A 20562-nucleotide genomic window follows, 5' to 3' on the forward strand; every position below is an offset into this window, starting at 1 on the left:
ATCCCCCACCCCTCGACAAGGGGTGGGGCATCGGCGATTCTGGTTGCGCCCGAGGACCGACGGGAGGCCATCGTCATGATCGTCAGCACACCTGATGTCGAGGAAGCGGCGGGGCACGCCGCCGAGATGTACGAGGCGGACCTGCGCGAGGACGGCTTCGTGTACGCCCACACCCGGGCGATGGCCGTCAACCCCGAGGCGCATCAGGCCTTCGAGGCGCTCATCCGTGCCCTCCTGCCGTCGATCGGCCTGCGCACCTATGAGCTCGCCACGCTCGGTGCCGCGCGTGCGCTGCGATCCGAGCACTGCCTCCTCGCCCACGGGCGCAAGTCGCTGCGCGCGGGCATCCTCGACGAGGACGACCTCGCCGGGCTCGTCCGCGACGGGACCGATGCCGGACTGAGCGAAGGCGACGCGGCGGTCGTCGCGTACGCGGAGCGGCTGTCGACGGATGCCGCGGCCATGACGGATGCCGACGCGCAGCGTCTGCGCGACGCGGGGTTCACCGATCGGCAGATCGTCGACATCACGCTGGCCGCCGGTGCCCGCAACTTCTTCAGCAGGTCGCTCCAGGCGCTCGCCGTGCCGGTGGAGGAGGTACCTGGACTGAGCCCGTCCCTCGCCTCCGCGCTGCGCACTCCTCGCGAGGCATCGCGTATCAGTGGTGGATGACGGCCTTCAGGAGGATGAGGACACCGCCGAACGCTGCGGTGGTGAGGGCGCTGAGGATGCGGGGCAGCCAGTGTGTGCTCCAGCGTGCCACCGCGATCCAGCCGAGCGCCCCCAGCATGACGGTGTTCACGATGAGTGCCAGCCACAGCGCGGTGCCGTCCTCGATCACGCGAGTGGTGCCCAGCAGGAGGATCACCAACGGAGGCACCGACGCGAGGAGCATCCCGCCGGACTGGCGCGTGGACGCCCTCAGGCTCGCGCGGAGACCGGCATGTCCGTCGGTGGCAGCGAGTCGGCCGAGCGTCCCTGCGAAGACGTGCGCCGCGAAGAAGACGACGACGGTGACCGCCACCGTGACGAACGCATCGAGCGATGTGCCCGTGGACGAGCCGCTGACGACGATCATGCCCGACACCAGGATCAGACCGTAGATCGCCTCCTCTGACATGAGGATGCGCCCCACGCGCGGGGTGATGTGCAGCTGTTCGTCGGTCATCGAGGGGCGGGGAGAGGTTCGGCGGTCGCCGGGGTCAGCCCATGCCGCAGGCGCTGCCGCCGCAGCAGGATCCGGCCGACTCCGTGACGGTGAGGAGGTTCTTGTCGTCCGAGACGGGCGAGAGGGTGATCGGGGCGGGCTGCTGCGAAGTCGTCATGGCGTCCATGCTACCCACGCCACTGCGAACAGGCTCCCGCTCCCCTCTCACCCCGGCACGTCACAGCGGCGCCCCGCCGTTCTGACACGTCGGGCAGTACTGCGCCACGGTGCTCGCGAACGCAAGGTCGCGCACCGTGTCGCCGCAGACGGGGCACGCCTCTCCCGTGCGACCATGCACGCGCATCGAGGCGACTTTGGCGGCCTTGAGACCGTCGATGGGAAGGCCCGCCCGCGCGGCGATCGCTTCTCGCATGGTGGACACGGTGGCATCGAACAGCCGATCCGACTCGGCCGCGCTCAGCGCCGCGGCGTGCCGGAGTGGCGACAGCCGTGCGCGATGGAGGATCTCATCGGAGTACGCGTTGCCGATCCCCGCCATCGACTCCTGCTCCTGCAGGATCGCCTTGATCTGCTTGCGACGCCTTCCGAACGCCGCGTCGAAGCGCGCTCTGGTGAACGCGGGATCGGCAGGGTCAGGGCCGAGCTTCGCGATCGCCGGCACGTCCGTCGCCGTGCTGACGACGAAGAGCCCGATCGACACCCAGGTGCCGGCGTCCGTCACCTCCAGGGTCCTTGCTCCCGACAGCGCCAGCGCCGCCAGCGCAGGCGGCTCGTCGGCGGCCGCCGAATCGGGCGCGGCGTCATGGGTGCGCCACCTCATCCAGCCGTGGCGCCCGAGAGAGACGACCAGGGCGCCTTCGTCGAGCGTCAGCTCGACGTGCTTGCCGTGGCGCGCCGCACCGGTGATCGAGCGCCCCGCGATGTTCGCGGGCGGCGTCCCCCGGGTCTTGACGACCCGATACTCGAGCACGTCGACCTCGCGCACCTCTCGGCCGGCCGCCTCGCTCGCGAGGAACCGGGAGAGCGCCTCCACCTCCGGCGACTCCGGCATGGTGCCATCCTGCCACTCGACTCGGACAGGGTGGCTTGCTCGCACGTCAGACGCGGGCGGGCGGCCGGTGCGGGATGTGGTGCGGCTTCAGCGCGCCGAGGCTGCGGCCCTGATCCAGGCGGTCGATCGCCTCAGCGAGCAGTGGCTCGAGCGACGGGTACCGTGCGCAGCCGAGTCCCACCGAGACCCACACCGCCTCGTACGATCCGTCGGCGAGCTGCTCCACGTACGCGACGAGGCTGGCGGGGTCGCTCGGGGGCACGGCGCGGTCGCAGAGTCGCCAGGACCGGTCGCACAGCGGGATGAGAACCAGTCCATGCCTGTCGGGCCGATGCGTCGCCGCCACCCGCTCGGCAACCCGGGCCGGCGTCACCGCTCGCGGACCCCCGGTCGGATCGGTCATCGTCAACCTCCTGCCGACGAAGCATCTCCCCGGTCAGCGCGGTCGCCGAGGGGGTTGACATCCGAAGCCCGACAGTCCATTGCATGGTGGCGCGCAGTCCGTTGCGTACGCCGGGCGGTCGCCGCTGTCAACCCCCTCCGGCGGTCACGCGGCCGCGCCTACCGTCGCCGGACCGGAACTGAAGGAGGACCGATGACTGCTGCCAGAGACATCATGACTCCCGCCCCGCGCTGCGTGGGCGAGAACGAGACCCTCGTCGAAGCGGCGCGCCTGATGGCGTCGCTCGATGTCGGCGCCCTGCCGATCTGCGGTGAGGACGACCGGCTGAAGGGGATGCTGACAGACCGCGACATCGTCGTGAAATGCGTGGCCCAGGGCGGTGATCCCGGAGCGACGACCGCGGGCAGCCTCGCCGAGGGCAAGCCGGTCACGATCGGAGCCGACGACGACGTCTCCGAGGCACTGGAGATGATGAAGAAGCATCAGGTGCGCCGTCTTCCCGTCATCGACGGGCACGAGCTCGTGGGCATCATCAGCCAAGCCGATGTGGCGCTGTCACTTGCCCCGCAGCAAGCCGGTGAGACGGTGGCCGAGATCTCGGAGTGAGCACAGCTCACCAAAGCGAGGGCGACGGCGCGTCCGCCAAGGGCGTCGCCGTCGCCCTGTCGCGGTTCACGCGGCCACGGGCGCCGGCTGCGGCGACAGGACGCCGGCGGGCGGAGACGCCGATGCCGGGCTTCCACCGGCCGCCGTCGGGCTCGCGTCCTCGGTGACGTCGATCACCAGTCCGCCGTTCGAACTTGCGGACGCCGCGAGCGATGCGAGCAGGGCGTGATCGATGGCAGGCTCGTCCGGCGAGTCGAAGATGAAGCGCAGCGGGATGGACGGCTGGATCCAGATCGACGAGCGCCCGCTTCCGTCCGGGTATCGCCATGACAGGAGGAAGCTCTCTCCGCGCCGCAGTTTGGTGGCCGTGAGGAGCTTCACGTGAGCCATGAGGTGATCCGGCATATGGATCGGGGTGCCCGCTGCGCCGTAGATGAGTTCGGCCATGGTGCGGCCTCCCTTCTGGCGACCCAGTATAGTTCGATACCGAACTGTTCGGTGATGAGAATTTCGTGACGGTACTTTTCGAAACCGAACAGCTCGTGGTCGAATAGATCGCGTGGGTGAACGAGTATCTCCGACCGCAGCACGCGGGAGACGGCCGGACGTAGCCGGCGTCCTGGAGCGCCTGCGGCTGGCGGAGGCTCGCCTCGCCCGCCGGCGCGAAGTGCAGAACGGCATGAACGAGACCGACCGCTCGGCGATGCGCTTCCTGCTGGAAGGGATGGACACCGAGGAAGTGACGGCCGGTATGGTCTCTCGAGCCCTCCACCTGTCCCCCGCGTCCGGGACGGCGCTGATCGACCGCCTCGTGGCCCGCGGCCTCATCGCGGTGGAGAACCATCCGCGCGACCGCCGCAAGAAGCTGGTGCGGCCGTTCGACCGCAACACCGATCCCGACCACGTCGACCCGCTCACGATGCGGCTGCGGGCGATCGCATCTGGGCTCTCCGACGACGACGCGCGCGTCGTGGCGGCATTCCTCGAGGATGTGCTGTCGACGGTCGCCGACGCGACGACACGGTCCGCCTGATACCCGCTACCCCTGCGCAGCGCGGGCCGCCAGCCGCTCGGCGATCGCGTCGAGCGCCGCACGGATCGACGCGAACTCGCAGACCCCGGCCGAGTCCCTCACCCACAGCAGGTAGACGCGTTCGTCCTTGCACTCGAGGTAGGCCACCGCGCGCCGGGGATCGTCTGGGCCGGCCGCCGGGTCGCACGCGACCCACGCTCCGGATCCCACCGACACCAGCTCGGGGCGGCGTACAGCGTCGGCGGAGATCGGAACGGTGAGCATGGCGCCTCCTGCGGACGGGCTCGCCGGCAAGCGAGCGCAGGGCCCACCCTGGTGGCATCCGAAACCCGGAGACAAGGGGTTGACTCGGCGGCGAATCTGTGGGGCTGCTCTCACCGCGCCCGACTCAGCGCGACTCGTCGGATGCTCGCGACTGCTCCGGCAGATCCGACTCCTCGTCCGGGATCTCCTCCGCTCGAGGGCCGACGACGTCCCCGGTGATCGTGTGCTCCCGCTCGACGTCCTTGATGATGTCCGTCTTGAGGTCGCTGGCAGGGTTCCCGTCCTCGGGCGACAGGCGCGGGATCGGACTCTCCTTCATGACGCCCTCCTTCCGTTCCCGCCAGTACACCGCAACGGCCCCGGCATGTCCTCTCCCGTTGCACACCGCGGCGGCGGGGTGTAGAGACCGTTCCTGTCAAGAGCTCGGCTCGTACGACGTCGCCGCACATAGAGTGAGCGGGATGCGCGAGTTCGTCCGGGGAGTGGGCCTGCTCGGACGCGGATTCGCCTACTGGCGACGGCGTCCCGGGCTCATGGCTCTCGGCCTGGTGCCCGCGGCCATCGTCGCGCTGCTGTTCCTGGGCGGACTCATCGCGCTCGGCACCTATCTGCCCACGATCACGGAGGCGATGACGCCCTTCGCCGACAGCTGGCCGGGGGTGTGGGCGAGCGTGTTCCGCCTCGCCGTCGGAACCGCTCTCCTCGGTGCCTCGCTGGTCCTCGTGGCCGTGACGTTCACGGCGCTGACGCTTCTCGTCGGCGAACCGTTCTACGACCGGATCTGGAAGGCGGTCGAAGCCGACCTCGGCGGTGCCGTGAACGAGTCGGACTACGGCTTCTGGCGCGCCGTCGGCGACGGGCTCTCGCTGATCGGCCGCGGCATGGGGATCGCGCTCCTCGCGGCGCTCGTGGCCTTGGTGCCGGTCGTCGGCGGCGTGCTGAGCACAGTGTTCGCGGTGTCGTTCACCGGCTGGCTGCTGGCGGACGAGCTGACCTCCCGCGCACTGACCGCACGGGGGCTGGCTCCCGCGACGCGTCGGAGCCTGCTCCGACGCCACCGGGCGCGCGTCCTGGGCTTCGGCGTGGCGACCCAGCTCTGCTTCTTCGTGCCGCTCGGCGCCGTCGCCACCATGCCCGCGGCCGTCGCGGGATCCACCGTGCTCGCCCGCTCCCTCCTGGATGGCTCGGACCGCGCGGCCGCCGGGCCGTCCGGCGGCGCCCGGTGAGTTCCGCGCCGCGGCGGACGTTCGCTCAAGAGGGGCGCGAGAGCTCGCGGGCGACGTCGGCCAGGTGAGGGATCGCCTGATCGATCATCGGCATGGTCGCCGTCAGCGAGATGCGGAAGTGCTGCGGCTGCGCGAAGAGATCGCCGGGCATGACGTAAACGCCTCGCGCGGCGAGCGCATCGCAGAACACGGCGCCGTCACCACCGGTCGCCCGCCCCCACAGGTAGAACGTGCCCTCGGGCCGGGTGATGTCCAGGCCGGAGTCGGCGAGCACGCCGCAGAGGCGGTCGCGGCGGCGGGCCAGCTCGGCCACGTCGATCGACAGCGACTCCAGCTCCGGGACCGAGTACTGCATGATCGCGTCGGGGAATCCCCATCCGATCGCGAGGCCGAGCGGGAAGAGGGCTGCCCGCAGCTCTTCGCGCTCGGCCGCGGGCACCTCGGGCGAGATCGCGAGGTATCCCAGGCGCTGCCCCGGGGCGAGCAGCACCTTGCCGTAGCTGTAGTCGATGAGCGTCCACGGGTAGGAGGCCGCCGGACTGGAGAAGACCACGCCGTCGAACCGGATCCGACGGTACGGCTCGTCGGACAGAAGCCAGATGCGGCGCCCCTGCATGCGTGAAGCTCGCTCCAGCTCCTGCGCCAGGGCATCCCACGAAGCCTTCGGGTAGACGCGGCCCGTCGGGTTGGCCGGCGAGTTCACGATGACGATTCTCGTCCGGGGCGAGATCGCCCGGGCTATGGCATCCACATCCAGATCGAAGGTCACCGGATCCAGAGGCGCTCGCACCGGCACCAGGTCGGCGGCGTACAGCATCGGCTCGTAGCAGAACCATCCGGGCACCGGGATGACGACCTCGTCGCCGGCGTCGGCCAGCAGCGCGAGGGCCAGCGATATGGCACCGAAAGCCCCCTGCGTCATCGCGATGTCGTCGGGTTCGAAGTCGAGGCCCAGCTCTTCCCGCAGCCCCGAGGCCACCGTCTCCTGGGCGGGCCTCTCGCTGCTCTTGTAGGCGAACCAGTCGACCGACCGCGGCTCGGCGTGCGCGCGCAACGCGGACGAGAGCCCGGGCAGCGCCATCTCGTGTGGATTGCCGAAGGTGAAGTCGAGCGCGTCGGCGTCGGCGGCGATCGCCTGAATGCGGGAGAAGAACGTCGTGACGACGTCCACCGCTCGCTTCGCCGCGATCGCACGCGTGGACAGTGCCATCGTCGAACCCCCGCTCCCCAGCGCCGGTCTGTGCTCCGCCCAGCTTCCCAACCCGCCGCCGACGCGTCAATGGCGGACGGCGCGGCGCCTGCTCAGAGCTCGCGCCGGGGTCCGCTCAGCATCGCCCTGCGCTCGACCCTCGTGCCGGGGATCCTCCCGCCGGTCCGGCGCGGCGACCAAGGGTCGCCGTGCGGCGCTGGCCGCGTTGCCGGAGCACCCGGTGCGGCAGCGCGACGACGGAGGCACGGACGCCGAGAGCGTCCCCGGGTGAGGGTGGCCTCCGCCCGCCGGAATCCTCACATCCGCGCGTAGCGGGCGCGGGCGAAGCAGAAGACGCCGTAGATGATGAGACCGGCCGCGACGACCCACAGGATGACGCGGCCGAACGGCAGCTCCGCGAGCGCGTGCAGAGCGGCATCCAGCCCGCCGGCGGTCTGCGCATCGTGGGTGATCGCCGCGACGACGAACAGGACGCCGGTCACCGCGACTGCGATGCCCTTGGCGATGTAGCCGACGACGCCGAAGGTGACGATTCCCCTGCGGACAGTGCCGCCCGGGAGCTCGAGGTGCTTCTCGAAGGCGCGCGTGGCGCCCCGGATGATGAACGCGACGCCCACCGCGAAGACGACGAGCCCCACCAGCACGAGGAGGAACAGTCCGCCCGGGGTGGACATCAGCTGGGCGCTGAACGTCTGCGACGACTCGGACGAGTTCGAGCTGCCGCCCAGCGCGTAGACGATCGCCGTCGCCGCGATGGCCAGGTAGGCGGCTGCCGTGCCCAGGTACTTGGCGCGGTGACCCCACTTCTTCTTGGTGTCGGGCTGGCGCTCGAGAAAGGCGTCGGCGATCTGCCACGCGGCGAGCGCCACGAGTCCGACCGCGATCGCCCACAGCGCGAACACACCCGCCGGCGTGTCGCGGATGGTCTGCATCGCGCCGCCCTGGTCGGCCTGGCCGCCGCCGCCCATCGCGACCGAGATCGCGATCACGCCGATGACGATGTGGAGCACGCCGAGCACGACGTAGCCGATGCGGGCGATGGTGCGGAACACGGGTGATTCCTGTGCGGCCCGCGCCGCATTCTTCGCAGTGGTCATGCAGGAACCGTAGCCACACGCGGGGAGTGCGGAAGGGACTTGAAATCCTCGCCGAGACCACTCACGCGTGACGTGGCGCCGACGATCGTGCGCGGCGGATGCGCAGCGCGTGCAGTAAGCACCACACCAGACAGGCCACGGCGACGCCCTCCAGCATGCCGGCGACCACATCGCTGAGCCAGTGGGCGTGCAGATACGTCCGGCTCCACATCATGTAGACGATCCAGCACACCCCGGCCACCCAGACGTACCATCGCCTCAGCAGGAGGCCCAGCGTCACCGCGACCGTCGTCGCCACGGCGGTGTGCCCGGAGGGGAAGGAGGTCGGCACGCTTTCGGCCAGCGAGTCCTCCGGGCGGACACGCGCGATGACGGCCGCCATCGGCGCACCGATCGCGACGACGGTCACGATCGCCAGCGCAACGGTCGCGGCATCCCACGGGCGCCTGCGCCACAGGAACACGGCGACCAGGAGCACCCCGATGACGATCATGCCGACGGTGCCGCCCACGACGGCCGGGATCCACGCCAGGACCAGCCCGGCGTCGGTCATCGCCTCGAGCATCAGCGCCTGCCACCAGACGTCGACCGCGAGCGGTTCGTGGCCACCCAGCGCGACGACGAACCGGAGGACCACGAAGGCCACGGCCGCACAGACGCCGACGATCAGCACGGTGCCACGGTGCGGGTCGGGATGGGGCAGCTCCACCGGCGGCACCGCAGCAAGCCCGGCCGGCGTGCCCGGCTCATCGTGCTGGTCTGCCACAGAATCATTCTCGACCGGGAATCTGCCGCCGGCGAAGTTCGCCGGCCCTCTTGCGTCGTGGCGGCGCGCGGGCGTATAGAGCTCGCGACACGCATTGACGGATGCCGCGGCCACTGCTCTGATGGCCCCATGGAGTCGATGGTGGAGGTCGACTACGTCGTCGTCGGCGCCGGGGCCATGGGAATGGCGTTCACCGACGCGCTCGTCGCGCACTCGGACGCCTCGGTCGCGATCGTGGATCGCCGGCACGGTCCGGGAGGGCACTGGCTGGACGCCTACGGCTTCGTTCGCGTGCACCAGGCGTCGGCCTTCTACGGCGTGGCCTCCGCGCCGCTGGGAAACGGCCTTATCCAGACCGACGGCCCCGAGAAGGGCCTGCACGAGCGTGCCACCGCGCCCGAGGTGTGCGCCTACTACGGGCGCGTGCTCGCGCAGCTGCAGAAGACAGGCCGGGTGAGCTTCCACGGACGGTGCGAGCACCTCGGCGGTGGCCGGTTCGTCAGCCTGCTCAGCGGTGAGAGGTTCCACGCCCCTCGTGCGCGGATCGTGGACGCACGATATCTCGCGCCCGACATCCCCGCCCTCACGCGGCCGCCCTTCTCGGTAGACGAGGACGCCAGGGTCATCCCGGTGAACGACCTCGCGCGCCTCGGGGAGGCCCCGGAACGGTATGTCGTCGTCGGCGCGGGCAAGACCGCGTGCGACGCGTGCGTCTGGCTGCTGCAGAACGGCGTGTCACCCGACGCCATCACGTGGGTGCGCCCGCGCGACGCGTGGATGCTGAACCGGGCGGTCGTGCAGCCCGATCCGGCCGTCTTCCTGCGCATGGCCGCCGAGACCATGCGCGCCGCGGCGGAGGCATCCGATCCCTACGACGTCTTCGTCCGGCTGGAGGACGCGGGGATCATGCTGCGGATAGACCCCGCGGTGGGCCCGACGATGGCCAAGACCCCGACGCTCGCGACGTGGGAGCTCGACCTCCTCCGCGAGATCGACGACGTGATCCGTCTCGGACACCTGCTCGCGGTCGCGCCCGGGCGCCTGGTGCTGACCGACGGAGAGGTGCGGATCCCTCGTGGCGCGGTCATCGTGCACTGCGCGGCCGAGGGGCTGAAGTATCCGGGGCTGCGCCCGATCTGGACGCCCGAAACGATCACGCCCCAGCCGGTCAGGGTGGGCTTCCCGTGCTTCGGCGCTGCGCTGACCGGGTATGTGGAGGCCACGCGCGAGGACGACGCGGAGAAGAACCGCGTCTGCCGGCCGTCCCCCTATTCCGACACGCCCGCGGACTGGGCGGCCATGCAGATCATCGGGGGTGACGCGTCGCTGGCCATGACCCGCGAGCCCGACCTCCGCGAATGGTCCAACACCACGACGCTCAACCCGGTGCGCATTCCGCCCGAGCGCGCCGACGACCCCGAGGTGCTCGCCGCCCGCGCCCGGCTGAAGCAGTTCATCGGCCCCGGACGCGCCCGGCTGGCCGAGTTCGCCGCCCGCTGACCCGCTTCACCGCCATGCCGTGAGTGCGTAGCGCTCGTCGGAGGTCGGACCGCCCCAGAGCTCCGGGTCGGGGAGGAACCGGAAGGCCGTGCCCTGGAGGCCGGCTTCGGCGACCAGCCGACGCGCGCCGGCGGCGGGCAGCCCCGCACCGGTGTGCCATCGTCCCTCGATGAGCACGATCCGTCCACCCGGTCGCAGCAGATCCACCCACGCGCCCAGGGCGGCGGCGGGATCGCGCATCGCCCACAGCACGTGGCGGCTGACCACCACATCGAACTGGCCGGCCGGGAGGGGCGGGGCCGACGCGTCGGCGCGCAGGAAGCGGACGGCGACGCCCGCACTCCGGCCCTTGTCGCGTGCCCGCTCGATCATGGCGGGCGAGAAGTCCACGCCCGTGACATCGTGACCGAGCTCGGCGAGCAGCACCGACAGCGACCCCGTTCCGCAGCCGAGATCGACGATTGTCAGCGGCGGGGGCGCGATCAGCGAGACCAGCAGCGCGCGCCACGCCTCCCTGACGGCCGGGTCCCGCAGACCGTGGTCGGCGGCCTCGTCGAACGCTTCGGCCTCGGCATCCCACATCGCGGCGTCGGACATCGCCCCATTGTGCCGGTGGCCGCCGACACCCGCCGCCGCCTTCGACGCGCGGGCGGTCGGGTCAGTCCCAGTCGAGGTAGTCCTCGATCGGCCAGGCCGTCGCGCCGATGTGGGTCACCGGGAACAGGTGCCCGCCGCCCTCGACGCTCGTCACGCTCACCCGGTCCGGGGCGGACGCCTGCAGCGCCTCGCCGTTCGCCGGCGGCGTGAGGCGGTCCTCGGTGCCCTGGATGACGAGCACCGGCAGGGCGGGCGGGAGCGTGGACCACTGCACGTCGGGCGTCGCCGTCTGTGCCGCGCGCTGCATCGCGACCACGTCGGCATCGCGCGCCTGGGCCGGCACGTCGGAGTCGGCGAGCTCGTCGGTCGCGACGGCTCCTTCGACGCCGAGCAGCAGCACCCCGTTGACGCGCCCCGGGTGATCGAAGGCCACGGTACGGGCGACGGTGCCGCCGAAGGCGTGACCGCCGACCCATGCGCCGGCGAGGCCGACGTGCTGCATGACGTCCACCACGTCCTGCGCGAGGTCGTGCAGCGACACGTCGGCGTCCGCGGCAGTGGCGGGGTGGCGCGGACCGATCCGGACGACGTGGAAGTCCTCCTCGGCCAGGGCGTGCGCGAGGGGTCCGAGGTAGCTGATGTTCAGGCCCTGCCCGGGCAGGAGCACCAGCGCGGGTCCGTTGCGGGGCTCGTCGGCATACGGGATGGCCCGGCCATCGGGCTCGAAGATCTGGGTTTCAGCCACGGGTGTGCGTCCTCTCGTGGGGCTGTGCGACAGGGGTGGGAAGTCCGGGGGTTCAGACGTTGAAGCGGAACTCGACGACGTCGCCGTCCTGCATGACGTAGTCCTTGCCCTCGAGGCGCGCCTTCCCCTTCGCGCGCGCCTCGACGACCGACCCCGCCGCGACGAGGTCGTCGAAGGAGATCACCTCGGCCTTGATGAAGCCCTTCTCGAAGTCGGTGTGGATGACGCCGGCCGCCTGGGGGGCCTTCCATCCCTTGCCGATGGTCCACGCCCGCGCTTCCTTGGGCCCCGCCGTCAGATAGGTCTGCAGGCCGAGGGTGTCGAACCCGATGCGGGCCAGCTGGTCGAGCCCCGACTCCTCCTGGCCGGTGGATGCCAGCAGCTCCGCAGCGTCCTGCGGCTCGAGGTCGATGAGCTCGGACTCGATCTTGGCGTCCAGGAACACCGCCTTGGCCGGGGCCACCAGCGCTTCGAGCTCGGCCTTGCGGGAGGCATCCGTCAACACCGCCTCGTCGACGTTGAAGACGAAGATGAAAGGCTTGGCGGTCAGCAGGCCCAGCTCCCTGATCGGCGTCAGGTCGATGCCGGAGGCGGACAGCAGCACTCCGCGCTCGAGCGCCTCCTTCGCCTCGACCGCCGTGGCGAGCACCGAGGGGTCGAGCTTGCGGCCCTTGACCTCCTTCTCGTAGCGCACGATCGCCTTCTCGAGGGTCTCGAGGTCGGCCAGCTGCAGCTCCGCGTTGATCGTCTCCATGTCGCTCTGCGGGTTCACCGCGCCGTCGACGTGGACGACATCGTCGTCGGCGAAACCCCGCACCACCTGCGCGATGGCGTCCGCCTCGCGGATGTTCGCGAGGAACTTGTTGCCGAGCCCCTCCCCCTCGCTCGCGCCGCGGACGATGCCGGCGATGTCGACGAACGACACGGCGGCGGGCAGGATCCGCTCCGACGAGAAGATCTCGGCGAGCGTGTCCAAACGCGGGTCGGGCAGGTTGACCACGCCGATGTTGGGCTCGATCGTCGCGAACGGGTAGTTCGCCGCGAGGACCTGGTTCTTGGTCAGGGCGTTGAAGAGGGTCGACTTGCCGACGTTCGGGAGTCCGACGATTCCGATGGTGAGAGCCACGGGCATCCAGTCTAGTTGGGGACGGATGCCGCTCCCCCCGGCTCCCTCCGCCCGGGCGTTGCCCGGCGCCCGGCGCAGCGCGATACTGAGCGCGTGGACGAGTGCTGCCCGCCGCGCACGCCCGACGGCTACGAGCGCGAGTTCGACGACCGGTTCGCCCGGCGTCTGGCCAAGGAGTACCGCCGCGACGGTCTCACGCCGAGCGCGCAGCTCGTCCTGGACTTCGCCGACTCGATCGGCCTCGCAGGTGCGACCATGCTGGAGATCGGCGGCGGCATCGGCGACATCCAGATCGAGGCGCTGAAGCGCGGGGCCGCGCACGCCACCAACGTCGAGCTCTCCTCGGCGTACGAGCCGGAGGCCGTCCGGCTGCTCGACGAGGCCGGGCTGCGGGAGCGGGCGACGCGGATGCTCGGGGTCGACCTCGCCGCCACTCCCGAGGCGGTCGGCCCGGCGGATGTGGTCGTGCTGCACCGCGTCGTGTGCTGCTACCCGGACTACCGCCGGCTGCTCGGCGCCGCGGCGGGGCGCGGCCGACGTGCCGTCGTCTTCAGTCACCCGGGGAACGCGCTGTGGACCCGGATCGCCTCCCGCGCCATCAACGCGCTGTACACGCTGACGGGCAATCCCTACCGCTCCTTCGCGCATGATGCGCGGGCGATGGAGGACGTGCTCGTGCAGCACGGGTTCACGCCGCGGTACCGCGAGCGCAGCGGGCCGTGGCACGTCGTCGGCGCCGTGCGAACGTAGCGGTCCGACATCGACCGGGCTCCCGGCAGGTCAGGGACGGGTGCCGCGGAACGCGTGCGTGACGTACGGCAGGTCGACCACCTCGGCGCCGGCGGCATCCGTGAGCCGACGCTCGTCGAACAGCGCCGACACCGCCGCGAGGACGGCGGAGCGCTCCGCCTCCGCCGCGGTGATGACGTAGCTCCGCGAGGCCGCCATGTCCTGCAGTGCCGACCTGGTGATCGGTCGCGTCCACCTCCAGGTCCGCGACTCGAGTCCGCGAACGGCTCCGCCACCTGCGGGCCGTCGCCGGTCAGCATCTCCTCGGCGTGACTGCCGCGCAGGGCGGCCGTGAGGCGCGCGACCCTCGGGTCGGACTCGTCGCGGATGTTTCAGATGGGCCCGAGGACGCCGCCCGCCCCGCGCCGGCTCACGGCGCGCCTCCCGCGGGTCGCCGCGACTCCGGGTGAGTCTGAGGTCGTGGCTCTGGATTTCACCGCGATCGACTTCGAGACGGCGAACTCCAGCAACGCCTCCGCCTGCGCCGTCGGGCTCGCGCGGGTGCGCGACGGCCGCGTCGTCGAGACCGCCGGATGGCTGATCCGGCCGCCTGCCGGCCACGACGTCTTCTTCGAGCTGAACGTGCGGATCCACGGCATCCGCCCGGAGGACGTCGTCGGCGCCGCGTCGTGGAGCGAGCAGCTCGCCGACATCGCCGCGTTCACCGGCGACGACATCCTCGTGGCGCACAACGCCGGGTTCGATATGGCCGTGCTCAAGCGGGCCTGCGACGCCACCGGAGACGACTGTCCGCCCTTCCGCTACGCCTGCAGCCTGCAGGTGGCGCGCAAGGTGTACCGCCTCGAGTCCTACCGGCTGCCCTTCGTCGCCGCCGAGGCGGGCTTCGCGGACTTCCCGCACCACAACGCCACCGCCGACGCCCTCGCCTGCGCACACGTCATGATCGATGCGGCGACCCGGGTGGGCGCGGCCGACATCGACGGCCTCGCAGCGACCGTCGGCGTGCGGGTCTCGCAGATCGCCGTCGCCGAGGTGCCGGCCGTCTCCCTCGCCGTCGCGTAGGCGGATGCCGCGGCACGCCGTCGCGGCATGTCGGAGGGGTGCGGCACGCTGAAGCCATGGACGCAGTCGTGATCAGTGCCGTGGTGGTCGCCGCGATCGTCGCCGGGTCTCTGGCCGGGTGGGCCGCGGGGCTCGCCCGCGGGGCGGCACGCGCCGCGCGTGACCACGCCGAGCTCACCGCCCGCCTCGCGGCGTCCGAGGCCGCCCGCCAGGGCGTCCAGGCGCAGCTCGACCATCAGCAGGTCCTGTACCGCGAGCTGGCGTCGCAGGCGCGGCACGACCAGGCGGCGCGCGAGGAGCGCGAGCGTCGCGAGCAGTCGGTGCTCCGCGCGCTCGCTCCGGTGCAAGAGACACTGGCCGCGATGCACGTCAAGGTGGACGAGCTCGAGCGCGACCGCCACACGCAGTTCGGCACGCTCGCCGAGCAGCTCCGCCGCGCGCACGAGGCCGACGAGGCCCTGCGGGCGACGACAGAGTCCCTGGCGAGCGCGCTGCGCTCGGGCAGCACGCGGGGCGTCTGGGGCGAGACCCAGCTGCGCCGCGTGGTCGAGGCGGCCGGCCTCACCCGTCACGTCGACTTCGACGTGCAGACCTCGATCACGACGGATGCCGGTGCCGGCCGCCCCGACATGGTGATCCGCCTCCCCGGCGACAAGGCGATCGCCGTCGACGCGAAGGTGCCGCTCGACGCCTACCTCGAGGCCAGCGCCATCCCGCTCACGGCACAGGGAGCGGAGGCGGCACGTCGGCGCTCACTCCTCGACAAGCACGTCAAGGCCGTGCGCGCGCACGTGGACGCGCTGGCGCGCAAGACCTATTGGGCCGGGTTGGCGTCCAGTCCCGAGTTCGTCGTGTGCTTCGTGCCGAGCGAGTCGCTGCTCGCGGCCGCGCTGGAGGAGGATCCCTCGCTTCTGGACTACGCCTTCGGGAAGCGGGTGGCCCTGGCGTCGCCGGTGAACCTGTGGGCGGTGCTCAAGACGGTGGCGTACACGTGGACCCAGCAGGACGTCTCGCAGGAGGCCCGCGCCCTGTTCGACCTGGGCAACCAGCTGTACGAGCGCCTGGGCTCCCTCGCGTCGCACGCCGATGACCTGCGGCGGGCGATCGAGCGCACGGTCGACAGCTACAACCGGTTCGCCGGGTCGCTCGAGACGCGGGTGCTGGTGAGCGCCCGCAGATTCCCCGGCATCGACGCCACCAAGCTCGACGCCGTGAGCGGGCCGGCGACGATCGAGAAGACGCCTCGCCGCCTCACCGCCCCCGAGCTGCTCGACGGCACCCTCGCCGCTCCGGAGAGCGACGAGGCGCTCGGCGTACCGGCGGCGATCGCCGAGCTCGGCGAGGTGCGCACCCGCATCGACTCGCCGCGAGATTGACGCCGGCGCTCATCCGCGGCCGGCCTCGGCGACCGCGTCGTCTAAAGACCTCGTGGTCTAGTGACCACCGGGGACGAAGCTCAGCAGCCCGATGACGGCGGCGGAGACGCCGACGAACGCGCCGATCATCCACCACGCGCTGATCTCGTGTCCCTCGTCGCGGCGCACGCGCAGCAGCACGTCGGGGCGGCGAGCAGGATCGATCGCGTTCGCGACGACCGCGTGCGCGCCGGTCTGGGGCGACGAGGTCTCTCCGGTCTGCTGCGTGGCCATCGTCACACTCCTCGCGTGGAAACACTGTTCATGTCTCCGTCGACACCACTTCGATTGTGCCAGAGATCGGGTTTCACCGGGTCACGGAAGCATCACAGGCACAGCAGCGGTCGCATCACCGCGGCGAGGCGGACACGCTCACCGGGTCACAGCCACTTGGAGACCAGGTGCTCCGAGCTGATGCGACGCAGCGTGCCCGACGCGCCCCGCAGCACCACGCTCTCGGTGTAGACGTACCCGCCCTCGCGGCGGACGCCGGCGACCAGTGCGCCGTCGGTGACGCCGGTCGCGACGAAGATCGTGTTGTTCCCCTTGACGAGGTCGTCCGCCTCGTAGACGTGGTCGTCGAGCTTGAGGCCGGCGTCGATGCCGCGCTGCCTCTCCTCGTCGCTGCGCGGCCAGAGCCGCCCCTGAATGTGCCCGCCGAGGGCCTTGATGGCGCATGCGGTCACGATGCCCTCCGGGCTTCCGCCGATGCCGACGCACATGTCGGTGCGGGCGTTGTGGCGCGCGGCGTTGATGCCCCCGGCCACGTCGCCGTCGCTCATCAGCCGCGTACCGGCACCCGCCTCGCGGATCTCGTCGATGAGCTGCTCGTGGCGCGGACGGTGCAGCACCGACACGACGAGCTCGTCGACGGGCTTGTGCAGCGCCTTGGCGAGCCGGCGGATGTTCTCGCCGATGGGGAGGCGGATGTCGACCACCCCGACGCCGGCGGGACCCGTGACGAGCTTGTCCATGTAGAAGACGCTGGACGCGTCGAGCATCGTGCCGTGATCGGACACGGCGATGACCGACAGAGCGTTGTTGCGCCCCGCTGCGGTCAGCGACGTCCCGTCGATGGGATCCACGGCCACGTCCGCGCGGGGGCCGCGGCCGTTGCCGACCCGCTCCCCGTTGTACAGCATCGGCGCCTCATCCTTCTCGCCCTCGCCGATCACGATCGTGCCGTCGAAGTTCACCGTCGTGAAGAAGGCCCGCATGGCGTCCACCGCGGCGCCGTCCGCCGCCTCCTTCGCGCCCCGGCCGATGAACGGGACCGCGCGGATCGCGGCGGCCTCCGTCGCGCGCACCAGTTCCAGAGCGAGGTTGCGATCGGGGTGGAGGGGACTCATGTCCGCGGTCAGGCTCACCATGCGGTCAGCCTAGCCAGTATCCCGCGCCGATCCCGATGGTTTCCCTCCCGCAGCGACGAAGGAAGGGCGTTTCTTTCCGCGATCGCAGAGACGAGGCTTTCCCCGGCCTCCTTCGCAGGAGGCATCCGTCACCCGGCCGACCCCTTCGATAGAGTTTCCGGTGACGCCCGCCACTATCTACAGGGAGCACTCATGCCCGTCGCCACCCCGGAGCAGTACGCCGACATGCTGGACCGCGCGAAGGCCGGTGGCTTCGCGTATCCCGCCATCAACGTCTCGAGCTCGCAGTCGATCAACGCGGTCCTCCAGGGCCTCACCGAGGCCGGCTCGGACGGCATCCTCCAGGTCACCACGGGCGGCGCGGACTACTTCGCCGGGCACACCGTCAAGAACCGCGCGGCCGGCGCGCTGGCGTTCGCCAAGTTCGCCACCGAGGTGGCCAAGAGCTACCCGATCACCGTCGCGCTGCACACCGACCACTGCCCCAAGCCGGCACTGGCCGACTTCGTGCTCCCGCTCATCGAGGCATCCGAGGAAGAGGTCAAGGCCGGACGCAACCCGATCTTCCAGTCCCACATGTGGGACGGCTCGGCCGTGCCGCTCGACGAGAACATCGAGATCGCCAAGGACCTCCTCCCCCGCCTCAAGAACATCAACGCCATCCTCGAGGTCGAGATCGGCGTCGTCGGCGGCGAGGAGGACGGCGTCCAGCACGAGGGCTCCAACGAGGCTCTCTACACCACCGTCGCCGACGTGACCAAGGCCGTCGAGGCGCTCGGCCTCGGCGAGAACGGCCGCTACATCTCGGCCCTCACATTCGGCAACGTCCACGGCGTGTACAAGCCGGGCAACGTCAAGCTGCGTCCCGAGCTCCTCGGCGAGATCCAGGAGGGCATCGCCGCGAAGTTCGGCACCGGCGCCAAGCCGCTGGACCTGGTCTTCCACGGCGGCAGCGGCTCGACCGACGAGGAGATCGCCCTCGCCGTGGCGAACGGCGTGGTGAAGATGAACATCGACACCGACACCCAGTACGCCTTCACCCGTTCCGTCGCCGGCTTCATGTTCCAGAACTACGACGGCGTGCTCAAGGTCGACGGCGAGGTGGGCAACAAGAAGGCCTACGACCCCCGGGCCTGGGGCAAGATCGCCGAATCGGCGATGGCCGCTCGCGTCGTGGAGGCCACGAAGCAGCTCGGCTCGCACGGCAAGAGCCTCGCGGCCTGACGAAGACGATCAGCGGATGCCGCGGCATCGCGCCCTTCATCGGCGCGGCGTCGCGGCATCCGCCGTCTGGGTCTACGAGGGACCGACGTAGCCGTCGAGCAGTCCCGGCGCGCCGTGCGGACGGTGCGTCACGACGACCTCGTCGCCGGCCTGGACGGTGCCGCCCCGCACCACGCGCAGGTACGGGCCGAGCCGGCGCTCGGCCGAGAACCGCTTGACCCAGCCGCGCGCCTCCGGGCCGCCGACCCACCGCGCGAAGGTCTGGCACGGCGTGCGGGGCATCGTCACCTCGACGTCGACGCGCTCGCCGATCCGCCAGCGCTCGCCGATGAGCGCGGCGTTCACGTCGAGGCCCTCGATCCGCAGGTTCTCGCCGAACCACCCCGGCGCAAGCGCGCGGCCGAGCTCGGACTCCCAGAAGGCGGCGTCCTCCTGCGCGTAGGCGTAGAGCGCCTTGTCGAGGCCGCCGTGATGCTTGCGGTTGGCCTGGACGTCGCCGCGGACGCCGTAGGGACCCACCCGCACGGGCCCGTCGAGGGCGCCCTTGTCGATCGCGGTGACGCCGTTGGTGCCGGCGTCGGGACGAAGCTGCCGCACGGCGCAGACGGCGAGGAGGCGGGGCATCCGCTCATCGTAAGCCAGTCGGCGGCGCGGAGGGGCGACCCTCACTCGGTGGACGGCCCCGCAGGCTCCCCGCGCAGCAGCACGCGGCCGTCCGGAACCGCGCGCACCTCGATCGCGGCGATCTCGTCGGGATCGAGCGCGGTGCCCGCTTCCAGCCGCGCGGTCGTCCCGGGGGCGGCCCGCCAGGACGAGAGCTCGCTCGTGGTGCCGTCCGCGGCGGTGACGACCAGCACGTAGGGCCACTCCCGGTCCTCGGCGTACGGATCCCGGCTCGGCGGGTAGTGGCAGACCATCTCGATGCGCGTGCCCCAGGCCACCTCGGCGAGCTCGACCGTGGCCGACAGCGACACGTCGGCCACCGGTTCCAGCGCGAGGACTTCATCGAGGCGCGGTCCGGGACGAAGCGCGGTGCCGATCGCCACCGCTGCCACGATCGCCACCGCCGCCGCCGCAGCCAGCCCGGTGACCCACGCCCGCGTGCGCCGGCGGCGGGCGTCGCGGGCGCCCCGCGCGACCACCCGCGCCCGCGCGGCCGGATCCGGGCCGGTGCCGTCCACCGGATCGAGGAGGGCGCCGGCGCGATCGGCCGGCACGCGGGCCAGCAGCCCGAGCGTGGGCGCGAGCTCCGACAGCGCCGCACGACAGAGAGGGCAGTCCTCCAGGTGCGCCTCGTAGCGCGCGCGGTCGTCGGACGTCAGCGCCCGGACGAGGTACGCGGCGTCCCAGTCGGCGAAGCGGGCGTGATCGCTCGTCATCGCGTCACGCCCTTCTCCTGCAGCGCGAGCCGCAGCGCGCGCAACCCGTAGTGCAGCCGGGACTTCACGGTCCCCTCGGGCACCTCCAGCTCGCGGGCCATCTCGGCGACGGACATCCCGCGGTAGTAGGCGCGGATCACGACCGACCGGTGCTCGACGGTGAGGGCGGCGAGCGCCTCTTCGACGAGGATCGCCTCGAACAGCGCATCGGTGGCATCGGGGACGACCCGCTCGGGCACCTCGGCGACGCCGATCTCGCGACGGCGGCGCGCGCTGCGGGCCTCGTCGATCACGAGGTGGCGTGCCACGGTGAACATCCACGACCTCGTCGTCGACGGGTCCTCCTCGAGGATTCTCGGCGTCCGCCACGCCCTCAGCAGTGTCTCCTGCACGATGTCGTCCGCTCCGGCGCGATCGCCGGTGAGATGCACGACGTAGCGCCACACCGGCGCCGCATGCGCGTCGTAGAGGGCGGCGAGGCGCTCCGCGTCGCGGCTGTCGGCGCTGTACCGGCGTTCCGCGCTGTCGTGCGGCATCCATCACCTCCCGCAGGAGACACGAAGCGCGCGT

The 20562-nt window shown here is 71.3% G+C and carries 28 protein-coding genes; 9 read left to right on the top strand and 19 right to left on the bottom strand.

Annotated features, from left to right (window positions below; all coding sequences use genetic code 11):
- Nucleotides 1-75 precede the first annotated feature (75 nt).
- The gene (locus IR212_RS09805) at nt 76-672 is read left to right on the top strand and encodes a carboxymuconolactone decarboxylase family protein (protein WP_194395751.1); all 597 of its coding nucleotides are present in this window, start codon (nt 76-78) and stop codon (nt 670-672) included.
- Here the strand turns inward: IR212_RS09805 and IR212_RS09810 are convergent.
- From IR212_RS09810 to IR212_RS09820, 4 genes are read right to left on the bottom strand one after another with little or no spacing between them, the layout of a single operon-like run.
- Nucleotides 659-1168: a hypothetical protein gene (locus IR212_RS09810; RefSeq protein ID WP_194395752.1), complete on the bottom strand. Its 510-nt coding sequence runs from the start codon at nt 1166-1168 to the stop codon at nt 659-661. The two genes, IR212_RS09805 and IR212_RS09810, sit on opposite strands and share 14 nt — an antisense overlap.
- 34 nt (nt 1169-1202) lie before the next feature.
- Nucleotides 1203-1325 carry a hypothetical protein gene (locus IR212_RS17235; protein ID WP_273542090.1) on the bottom strand — a complete coding sequence of 41 codons (123 nt, stop codon included), beginning with the start codon at nt 1323-1325 and terminating at the stop codon, nt 1203-1205.
- Nucleotides 1326-1385: 60 nt separating this feature from the next.
- Complete coding sequence (locus IR212_RS09815) at nt 1386-2219, bottom strand: Fpg/Nei family DNA glycosylase (protein ID WP_194395753.1); 834 nt, start codon at nt 2217-2219, stop codon at nt 1386-1388.
- Between the two features lie 46 nt (nt 2220-2265).
- Nucleotides 2266-2622, bottom strand: a complete 357-nt coding sequence (locus IR212_RS09820) for a hypothetical protein (protein WP_228479258.1) — start codon at nt 2620-2622, stop codon at nt 2266-2268.
- Between the two features lie 192 nt (nt 2623-2814).
- Here IR212_RS09820 and IR212_RS09825 point away from each other — a divergent pair, with 192 nt between their 5' ends.
- Nucleotides 2815-3228, top strand: a complete 414-nt coding sequence (locus tag IR212_RS09825; protein WP_194395754.1) for a CBS domain-containing protein — start codon at nt 2815-2817, stop codon at nt 3226-3228.
- A gap of 66 nt (nt 3229-3294) precedes the next feature.
- On the opposite strand, the gene IR212_RS09830 is transcribed toward IR212_RS09825, so the two are convergent.
- Nucleotides 3295-3675: a DUF7882 family protein gene (locus tag IR212_RS09830; protein WP_194395755.1), complete on the bottom strand. Its 381-nt coding sequence runs from the start codon at nt 3673-3675 to the stop codon at nt 3295-3297.
- A 232-nt stretch (nt 3676-3907) separates the two neighbouring features.
- On the opposite strand from IR212_RS09830, the gene IR212_RS09835 reads away from it, so the two are divergent.
- Complete coding sequence (locus tag IR212_RS09835; RefSeq protein WP_194395756.1) at nt 3908-4261, top strand: MarR family winged helix-turn-helix transcriptional regulator; 354 nt, start codon at nt 3908-3910, stop codon at nt 4259-4261.
- Nucleotides 4262-4267: 6 nt separating this feature from the next.
- On the opposite strand, the gene IR212_RS09840 is transcribed toward IR212_RS09835, so the two are convergent.
- Together IR212_RS09840 and IR212_RS09845 are read right to left on the bottom strand one after the other, a co-directional pair.
- Nucleotides 4268-4525 carry a hypothetical protein gene (locus tag IR212_RS09840; RefSeq protein WP_194395757.1) on the bottom strand — a complete coding sequence of 86 codons (258 nt, stop codon included), beginning with the start codon at nt 4523-4525 and terminating at the stop codon, nt 4268-4270.
- 124 nt (nt 4526-4649) lie between these two features.
- On the bottom strand, nt 4650-4844 hold the full coding sequence (locus tag IR212_RS09845) for a hypothetical protein (protein WP_194395758.1): 195 nt from the start codon (nt 4842-4844) through the stop codon (nt 4650-4652).
- Between the two features lie 142 nt (nt 4845-4986).
- On the opposite strand from IR212_RS09845, the gene IR212_RS09850 reads away from it, so the two are divergent.
- Nucleotides 4987-5751, top strand: coding sequence for an EI24 domain-containing protein (locus IR212_RS09850; RefSeq protein ID WP_194395759.1), 765 nt, complete (start codon nt 4987-4989; stop codon nt 5749-5751).
- 25 nt (nt 5752-5776) lie between these two features.
- Here IR212_RS09850 and IR212_RS09855 read toward each other — a convergent pair whose 3' ends face one another.
- The 3 genes from IR212_RS09855 to IR212_RS09865 form a co-directional block, all read right to left on the bottom strand.
- Nucleotides 5777-6961 carry an aminotransferase class I/II-fold pyridoxal phosphate-dependent enzyme gene (locus IR212_RS09855; RefSeq protein ID WP_194395760.1) on the bottom strand — a complete coding sequence of 395 codons (1185 nt, stop codon included), beginning with the start codon at nt 6959-6961 and terminating at the stop codon, nt 5777-5779.
- A 296-nt stretch (nt 6962-7257) separates the two neighbouring features.
- Entirely contained in the window at nt 7258-8058 is an 801-nt protein-coding gene (locus IR212_RS09860; RefSeq protein WP_194395761.1) for a DUF1206 domain-containing protein, read from the bottom strand.
- 61 nt (nt 8059-8119) lie between these two features.
- Nucleotides 8120-8824, bottom strand: coding sequence for a phosphatase PAP2 family protein (locus tag IR212_RS09865; RefSeq protein WP_228479259.1), 705 nt, complete (start codon nt 8822-8824; stop codon nt 8120-8122).
- Nucleotides 8825-8953: 129 nt separating this feature from the next.
- Here IR212_RS09865 and IR212_RS09870 point away from each other — a divergent pair, with 129 nt between their 5' ends.
- Nucleotides 8954-10324 (top strand): NAD(P)-binding protein, encoded by a 1371-nt coding sequence (locus tag IR212_RS09870; protein ID WP_194395762.1) that lies wholly within the window; start codon nt 8954-8956, stop codon nt 10322-10324.
- A gap of 6 nt (nt 10325-10330) precedes the next feature.
- Here IR212_RS09870 and IR212_RS09875 read toward each other — a convergent pair whose 3' ends face one another.
- The 3 genes from IR212_RS09875 to ychF form a co-directional block, all read right to left on the bottom strand.
- Nucleotides 10331-10921, bottom strand: coding sequence for a class I SAM-dependent methyltransferase (locus tag IR212_RS09875; protein WP_194395763.1), 591 nt, complete (start codon nt 10919-10921; stop codon nt 10331-10333).
- Between the two features lie 61 nt (nt 10922-10982).
- On the bottom strand, nt 10983-11666 hold the full coding sequence (locus IR212_RS09880; RefSeq protein WP_194395764.1) for an alpha/beta fold hydrolase: 684 nt from the start codon (nt 11664-11666) through the stop codon (nt 10983-10985).
- Nucleotides 11667-11718: 52 nt separating this feature from the next.
- On the bottom strand, nt 11719-12792 hold the full coding sequence (ychF, locus tag IR212_RS09885; RefSeq protein ID WP_194395765.1) for a redox-regulated ATPase YchF: 1074 nt from the start codon (nt 12790-12792) through the stop codon (nt 11719-11721).
- 93 nt (nt 12793-12885) lie between these two features.
- On the opposite strand from ychF, the gene IR212_RS09890 reads away from it, so the two are divergent.
- On the top strand, nt 12886-13542 hold the full coding sequence (locus tag IR212_RS09890; protein ID WP_194395766.1) for an SAM-dependent methyltransferase: 657 nt from the start codon (nt 12886-12888) through the stop codon (nt 13540-13542).
- A 30-nt stretch (nt 13543-13572) separates the two neighbouring features.
- Here IR212_RS09890 and IR212_RS09895 read toward each other — a convergent pair whose 3' ends face one another.
- Nucleotides 13573-13740 carry a hypothetical protein gene (locus IR212_RS09895; protein WP_194395767.1) on the bottom strand — a complete coding sequence of 56 codons (168 nt, stop codon included), beginning with the start codon at nt 13738-13740 and terminating at the stop codon, nt 13573-13575.
- A 261-nt stretch (nt 13741-14001) separates the two neighbouring features.
- On the opposite strand from IR212_RS09895, the gene IR212_RS09900 reads away from it, so the two are divergent.
- Nucleotides 14002-14604 carry a 3'-5' exonuclease gene (locus IR212_RS09900; RefSeq protein WP_194395768.1) on the top strand — a complete coding sequence of 201 codons (603 nt, stop codon included), beginning with the start codon at nt 14002-14004 and terminating at the stop codon, nt 14602-14604.
- A gap of 56 nt (nt 14605-14660) precedes the next feature.
- Entirely contained in the window at nt 14661-15980 is a 1320-nt protein-coding gene (locus IR212_RS09905; RefSeq protein ID WP_194395769.1) for a DNA recombination protein RmuC, read from the top strand.
- Between the two features lie 57 nt (nt 15981-16037).
- Here the strand turns inward: IR212_RS09905 and IR212_RS09910 are convergent, their stop codons facing one another.
- Together IR212_RS09910 and glpX are read right to left on the bottom strand one after the other, a co-directional pair.
- Nucleotides 16038-16253, bottom strand: coding sequence for a UDP-N-acetylmuramyl pentapeptide phosphotransferase (locus IR212_RS09910; protein ID WP_194395770.1), 216 nt, complete (start codon nt 16251-16253; stop codon nt 16038-16040).
- 146 nt (nt 16254-16399) lie between these two features.
- Nucleotides 16400-17389 (bottom strand): class II fructose-bisphosphatase, encoded by a 990-nt coding sequence (glpX, locus tag IR212_RS09915; RefSeq protein ID WP_194395771.1) that lies wholly within the window; start codon nt 17387-17389, stop codon nt 16400-16402.
- A 192-nt stretch (nt 17390-17581) separates the two neighbouring features.
- Between glpX and fbaA the strand changes: the two genes are divergently transcribed.
- Complete coding sequence (gene fbaA / locus IR212_RS09920) at nt 17582-18613, top strand: class II fructose-bisphosphate aldolase (RefSeq protein WP_194395772.1); 1032 nt, start codon at nt 17582-17584, stop codon at nt 18611-18613.
- A gap of 72 nt (nt 18614-18685) precedes the next feature.
- Here fbaA and IR212_RS09925 read toward each other — a convergent pair whose 3' ends face one another.
- From IR212_RS09925 to IR212_RS09935, 3 genes are read right to left on the bottom strand one after another with little or no spacing between them, the layout of a single operon-like run.
- Nucleotides 18686-19237 carry an MOSC domain-containing protein gene (locus IR212_RS09925; protein WP_194395773.1) on the bottom strand — a complete coding sequence of 184 codons (552 nt, stop codon included), beginning with the start codon at nt 19235-19237 and terminating at the stop codon, nt 18686-18688.
- A gap of 41 nt (nt 19238-19278) precedes the next feature.
- Complete coding sequence (locus tag IR212_RS09930) at nt 19279-19992, bottom strand: anti-sigma factor (protein ID WP_194395774.1); 714 nt, start codon at nt 19990-19992, stop codon at nt 19279-19281.
- Nucleotides 19989-20528: a sigma-70 family RNA polymerase sigma factor gene (locus IR212_RS09935; protein WP_194395775.1), complete on the bottom strand. Its 540-nt coding sequence runs from the start codon at nt 20526-20528 to the stop codon at nt 19989-19991. The genes IR212_RS09930 and IR212_RS09935 overlap by 4 nt, the downstream gene beginning before the upstream one ends.
- Between the last annotated feature and the right edge of the window lie 34 nt (nt 20529-20562).

The sequence above is a fragment of the Microbacterium atlanticum genome (assembly GCF_015277815.1).
Lineage (GTDB): Bacteria > Actinomycetota > Actinomycetes > Actinomycetales > Microbacteriaceae > Microbacterium > Microbacterium atlanticum.

What these genes read in the sequence shown, in the direction of transcription:
- IR212_RS09830 (WP_194395755.1), bottom strand. Translation starts at nt 3,675, where the DNA reads ATGGCCGAACTCATCTACGGCGCAGCGGGCACCCCGATCCATATGCCG.
- IR212_RS17235 (WP_273542090.1), bottom strand. Translation starts at nt 1,325, where the DNA reads ATGACGACTTCGCAGCAGCCCGCCCCGATCACCCTCTCGCCCGTCTCG.
- IR212_RS09860 (WP_194395761.1), bottom strand. Translation starts at nt 8,058, where the DNA reads ATGACCACTGCGAAGAATGCGGCGCGGGCCGCACAGGAATCACCCGTG.
- IR212_RS09805 (WP_194395751.1), top strand. Translation starts at nt 76, where the DNA reads ATGATCGTCAGCACACCTGATGTCGAGGAAGCGGCGGGGCACGCCGCC.
- IR212_RS09815 (WP_194395753.1), bottom strand. Translation starts at nt 2,219, where the DNA reads ATGCCGGAGTCGCCGGAGGTGGAGGCGCTCTCCCGGTTCCTCGCGAGC.
- IR212_RS09875 (WP_194395763.1), bottom strand. Translation starts at nt 10,921, where the DNA reads ATGTCCGACGCCGCGATGTGGGATGCCGAGGCCGAAGCGTTCGACGAG.
- IR212_RS09840 (WP_194395757.1), bottom strand. Translation starts at nt 4,525, where the DNA reads ATGCTCACCGTTCCGATCTCCGCCGACGCTGTACGCCGCCCCGAGCTG.
- IR212_RS09845 (WP_194395758.1), bottom strand. Translation starts at nt 4,844, where the DNA reads ATGAAGGAGAGTCCGATCCCGCGCCTGTCGCCCGAGGACGGGAACCCT.
- fbaA (WP_194395772.1), top strand. Translation starts at nt 17,582, where the DNA reads ATGCCCGTCGCCACCCCGGAGCAGTACGCCGACATGCTGGACCGCGCG.
- IR212_RS09835 (WP_194395756.1), top strand. Translation starts at nt 3,908, where the DNA reads ATGAACGAGACCGACCGCTCGGCGATGCGCTTCCTGCTGGAAGGGATG.
- IR212_RS09820 (WP_228479258.1), bottom strand. Translation starts at nt 2,622, where the DNA reads ATGACCGATCCGACCGGGGGTCCGCGAGCGGTGACGCCGGCCCGGGTT.
- IR212_RS09895 (WP_194395767.1), bottom strand. Translation starts at nt 13,740, where the DNA reads ATGGCGGCCTCGCGGAGCTACGTCATCACCGCGGCGGAGGCGGAGCGC.
- IR212_RS09850 (WP_194395759.1), top strand. Translation starts at nt 4,987, where the DNA reads ATGCGCGAGTTCGTCCGGGGAGTGGGCCTGCTCGGACGCGGATTCGCC.
- IR212_RS09825 (WP_194395754.1), top strand. Translation starts at nt 2,815, where the DNA reads ATGACTGCTGCCAGAGACATCATGACTCCCGCCCCGCGCTGCGTGGGC.
- IR212_RS09855 (WP_194395760.1), bottom strand. Translation starts at nt 6,961, where the DNA reads ATGGCACTGTCCACGCGTGCGATCGCGGCGAAGCGAGCGGTGGACGTC.
- IR212_RS09810 (WP_194395752.1), bottom strand. Translation starts at nt 1,168, where the DNA reads ATGACCGACGAACAGCTGCACATCACCCCGCGCGTGGGGCGCATCCTC.
- glpX (WP_194395771.1), bottom strand. Translation starts at nt 17,389, where the DNA reads ATGGTGAGCCTGACCGCGGACATGAGTCCCCTCCACCCCGATCGCAAC.
- IR212_RS09870 (WP_194395762.1), top strand. Translation starts at nt 8,954, where the DNA reads ATGGAGTCGATGGTGGAGGTCGACTACGTCGTCGTCGGCGCCGGGGCC.
- IR212_RS09910 (WP_194395770.1), bottom strand. Translation starts at nt 16,253, where the DNA reads ATGGCCACGCAGCAGACCGGAGAGACCTCGTCGCCCCAGACCGGCGCG.
- IR212_RS09905 (WP_194395769.1), top strand. Translation starts at nt 14,661, where the DNA reads ATGGACGCAGTCGTGATCAGTGCCGTGGTGGTCGCCGCGATCGTCGCC.
- IR212_RS09930 (WP_194395774.1), bottom strand. Translation starts at nt 19,992, where the DNA reads ATGACGAGCGATCACGCCCGCTTCGCCGACTGGGACGCCGCGTACCTC.
- IR212_RS09935 (WP_194395775.1), bottom strand. Translation starts at nt 20,528, where the DNA reads ATGCCGCACGACAGCGCGGAACGCCGGTACAGCGCCGACAGCCGCGAC.
- IR212_RS09925 (WP_194395773.1), bottom strand. Translation starts at nt 19,237, where the DNA reads ATGCCCCGCCTCCTCGCCGTCTGCGCCGTGCGGCAGCTTCGTCCCGAC.